The organism is Methylobacterium sp. Leaf93, from assembly GCF_001422345.1.
Lineage (GTDB): Bacteria > Pseudomonadota > Alphaproteobacteria > Rhizobiales > Beijerinckiaceae > Methylobacterium > Methylobacterium bullatum.
Window position 1 is genome coordinate 2272 of record NZ_LMMS01000022.1, and the last position, 3353, is coordinate 5624.

Here is a 3353-nt window from a genome sequence, read left to right on the forward strand (position 1 = left end):
GCCTGCATCACGTGCTGCTGGAGCGCCTGCACGCAGCGGGTGAGATCGACTGGAACCGGGCTTGCCTGGACAGCGCGTCTGTCCCGGCTAAAAAAGGGTGATTATATACTTCCCGCACCACGACATAAATGTCGCTCTGGTCGTCCTAGGGGCAAGCCCTACATGCTGAAGATCGTCGGCCACGATAATCGGGCGCTGACGGCTGAGAGAGAATAGCGCTCCCGCCTTTTTCGGCCGGAGCAATGCATGCCTCGCTACCATTTCAACGTGTACGACGGCATAGAAATGCTAGACAAAGTCGGTGTCGAGTTGCCCGACAGCAAATACGCCCGCAGAGAGGCCATTCGCTACGCCGGATCGATACTCGAAGGTGGCGCCTCGAAGGACAATCTTGGCCCAGAATGGCGAATGGAAGTTACAAATGCCTCAGGTTTGATCCTGTTTCGCCTAGATTTCCAAGTAACCGACTCGCCTGCCGTGGCTGATGATGCCCGTAGTTTTTTGTCCAAGCCTACCGCTTGATATCCGGTTCCTTCGGCTTCTGCTTCGCGATCACCCGTAGCGCAGCACCGAAGTTCTCCTCGGACTCGTCGCATTCGAGTTCGCGGGCCAACTCCTCGAAGCGGCGCATCTGCTCCTCGGGAGTCATTTTCTCGGCCCCAAGCTTGCTGGTGGCTTTAGCCAGCTTCGCTTGGGCCTTCACCACATCCTCAGCAGCCTTGTCGGCGCGATTTTGCGCCGTGCGTGTGACGAGCTTGGCCGATGCCACGGCTGCCTGCGCGTCAGCTACGACAGCCTTTGCGCGCTGGATGTCCGGCGTCAGCTTCTCGGCGACGAGCTTGCCCTTGGGCATTGACTGCGCCGCGTCCGGATCATCCAACTTCTTTTTTGAAGAGCGGGCCATCTGTCGTCTCGTCTGGATAGCAGATTACAAGGGCATCACCATTTCGACAAAACAAATTGCCGTTTAAAGGCAAGATGTCATCGTTGTCGTAGGTATGCATTAACGAGATATTCCATTTTTGCGCCGATGCGATATGTACGGCGTCTTGAAACTTGCCTAATCCCACCGTTGATCGCCACAAGGCCCGCGCTTTGTTCGCTACATCGAGATCAAGAGGAGTTGTCATAACAAATTCTTGCTTAAATATTTTAGCGATCTTTTCTTCGTTCTCTGCACTTAAAGGTTTTGGATCGTTCTTCTCAACATTAAGGCGCCGTGCTTCAACGATAGCGAGGGCGGATGTCCATAACTGGTACCTACCCTTACGGGCGGCATCATAGACAATCTCAAGTTCGCGCTTCTTATCCGGTTCTCCATTTAGGAGCCCAAGCCAAGCGCACGTATCCCAGTAAATTTTGAGCGGCTTTCCCAAGCTACTCCTCCCTGAGTAGCTGAAGGTGCTCGCTTACGGAGCGACCCTGTAAAATATCTAAGGATTGCAGTTCATGCAGATCCACGATTGTGAACGGGAGATCATCCGCGTCTTCTGCGTCAATCCTTTTGAGAGAGCCATCTTGACCGTAGTGCAAGGCGCCAGTCGCAAGCAGACGCCTACCTTGCCAAACTTCTTCCCATTTACGTGAGTTTCCGAGCTTTTCGGCAACATCTTCATTAAGAACGCAGGTTAGCTTGTCGCCAGAAAGCCTCTCCAGAACCGAGAGGGCAGGTTTGTTATTCCATCTTGTAATACCATAAACAATGCACTCTACTGAGCCGTATTCAGTGTGCCTAAGGTCTAGTGCCTCTGCTTCTAAGACAATTTCTGATTTAGCTATGGCTATCGATGCTAGTTTAGCCGTTGATGGAACTATTGAAATAATTTCATCGTCGATTATTATTTCTGTTCGCCCGACTGCATTTTGGTTGCGGCTCAAAATACGCTTAATTGGCGCTATAGAGTCATCGTCAATCCAACTTGGCATGACGCCTTGTATCAGAGTCTGCATTGCAGCAGTAAAATCTTGAACTGTTCGCTGTGCTTCGAAAGATACGGAAACCACAGGATCGACCGGATACGCTTGAGCGGTGATCGTGAAGGGAGGGGAGTTTGTGTGTGCGTCGACTAGGCGCCACACGATCTTGCGTGAAGAACCTTCAACAGACTCAAAGCTAGCCAAGGCGTCTACCAAGTCGAGCATCTGACGCATTGCGTCAGACACCGACAGGTAGTCGCCTGACAGTGAGGCTGGATAAACCGTGATGGTAAGGGCCTGTTTCACGCCTTATCCCGAGATGGCCGGCTCACGCGGCCACCCGTGAGCCACGGTAGGTAAGCCGCTTTCCGACGATACCACGCATGGCTCGCTCTGTCCGCTCCGTGTCGCCGCAACCGAGCTTCACCCGGTTGTTGTACCGGAAATCGAACTCGGCGAGGTAGCGATGAAGGTGCTGCTTGCCGCAGTGCTGGTAGACGCCCTTCATGCCGCGCTTGAAGACGGAGAACGCGCCCTCAATCGTGTTGGTGTGGATGGTGCGGTCCACGAGGTCGACGTACTCGCCCTGGCCGTGCCGGGTGAAGCCGTGGCCGCCGGTGAAGGTCGCAGAGAGCTTTCCGTACTGGCCCGCCTCGTCGGTCATCACACGGGCTTCCTTGGCGATGTTCTCCTTGAGGATCGGGAGCAAGGTCTTGGCGCTGAGATCATCGACGACCATGGAGCGCTTCTGGCCCGTGTCCCGGTCGACGAGGCTCAGCACCTTGTGCTTGTGAGCGTAGCCACGGCCCTTCTTCTCGCCCTTGGGCTTCTTGGTGCGGTCGTTGCCGATGAAGGTCTCGTCGATCTCGACAATGCCACCGCCGCCGCCCATGGGGGCCAGGGAGCCGTCGCGCATGGCCTCACGGATGCGGTGGGTCAGGAACCACGCGCTCTTGTAGGTGATGCCGAGGAGGCGGTGGATCTGGTGGCTGCTCACGCCCTTCTTGGACGAGCACATGAGGTAGGTGGCCTGGAGCATCTTCGCGAGCGGGATATGGGCGCTCTCGAAGACGGTGCCGACCTTCACCGTGAACTGCTTGCGGCACGCCTTCTCAGCGCACTTGCGGAGGCCAAGGCGGGTTTTGCGGAGATCGTAGTGCTTACCCATGGAGCCGCAGTGAGGGCACACCGGACCCTGCGGCCAGAGAGCCGCTTCAAGATGGGCGAAGGCTGCTTCTTCGCAGTGAAAGTAGGGCTTGGACAGGACGGACATGGGCAAAGAGCTCCGATGTCAAAACCCTACATTTTGGGGCGTGGTGCGTCAAGTATATAATCGCCTAAAAAAGGGGGGCTGCCACCGGCCCGAACCCGACGGACCGGGGCAAGCCGGGCACGAAGCGCCACCTCGTCACCGACGCGCGCGGCACGCCGCTCGG

General features: G+C 56.1%; 5 protein-coding genes and 2 pseudogenes. 3 read left to right on the top strand and 4 right to left on the bottom strand.

The features are described from left to right. A pseudogene (locus tag ASF26_RS23430) lies at positions 1-95 on the top strand (IS5/IS1182 family transposase); the annotation flags it as partial. Between the two features lie 151 nt (positions 96-246). Further along, a complete protein-coding gene (locus ASF26_RS22065) occupies positions 247-522 on the top strand; it encodes a hypothetical protein (protein WP_082477604.1) in 276 nt (91 codons plus the stop codon). Here ASF26_RS22065 and ASF26_RS11760 read toward each other — a convergent pair. The 4 genes from ASF26_RS11760 to ASF26_RS11765 are packed head-to-tail and all read right to left on the bottom strand — an operon-like array spanning position 512 to position 3190. Then, positions 512-904, bottom strand: coding sequence for a hypothetical protein (locus tag ASF26_RS11760; RefSeq protein ID WP_056253892.1), 393 nt, complete (start codon positions 902-904; stop codon positions 512-514). The two genes, ASF26_RS22065 and ASF26_RS11760, sit on opposite strands and share 11 nt — an antisense overlap. Further along, complete coding sequence (locus ASF26_RS22070) at positions 873-1376, bottom strand: PIN domain-containing protein (RefSeq protein WP_082477606.1); 504 nt, start codon at positions 1374-1376, stop codon at positions 873-875. The genes ASF26_RS11760 and ASF26_RS22070 overlap by 32 nt, the downstream gene beginning before the upstream one ends. A gap of 1 nt (position 1377) precedes the next feature. After that, positions 1378-2223: a hypothetical protein gene (locus ASF26_RS22705; RefSeq protein ID WP_156462977.1), complete on the bottom strand. Its 846-nt coding sequence runs from the start codon at positions 2221-2223 to the stop codon at positions 1378-1380. A 22-nt stretch (positions 2224-2245) separates the two neighbouring features. Beyond that, positions 2246-3190, bottom strand: a complete 945-nt coding sequence (locus ASF26_RS11765) for an IS1595 family transposase (RefSeq protein WP_056253895.1) — start codon at positions 3188-3190, stop codon at positions 2246-2248. Between the two features lie 56 nt (positions 3191-3246). Between ASF26_RS11765 and ASF26_RS22710 the strand changes: the two are divergent. Continuing rightward, positions 3247-3353 (top strand): annotated as a pseudogene (locus tag ASF26_RS22710) (IS5/IS1182 family transposase); the annotation flags it as partial.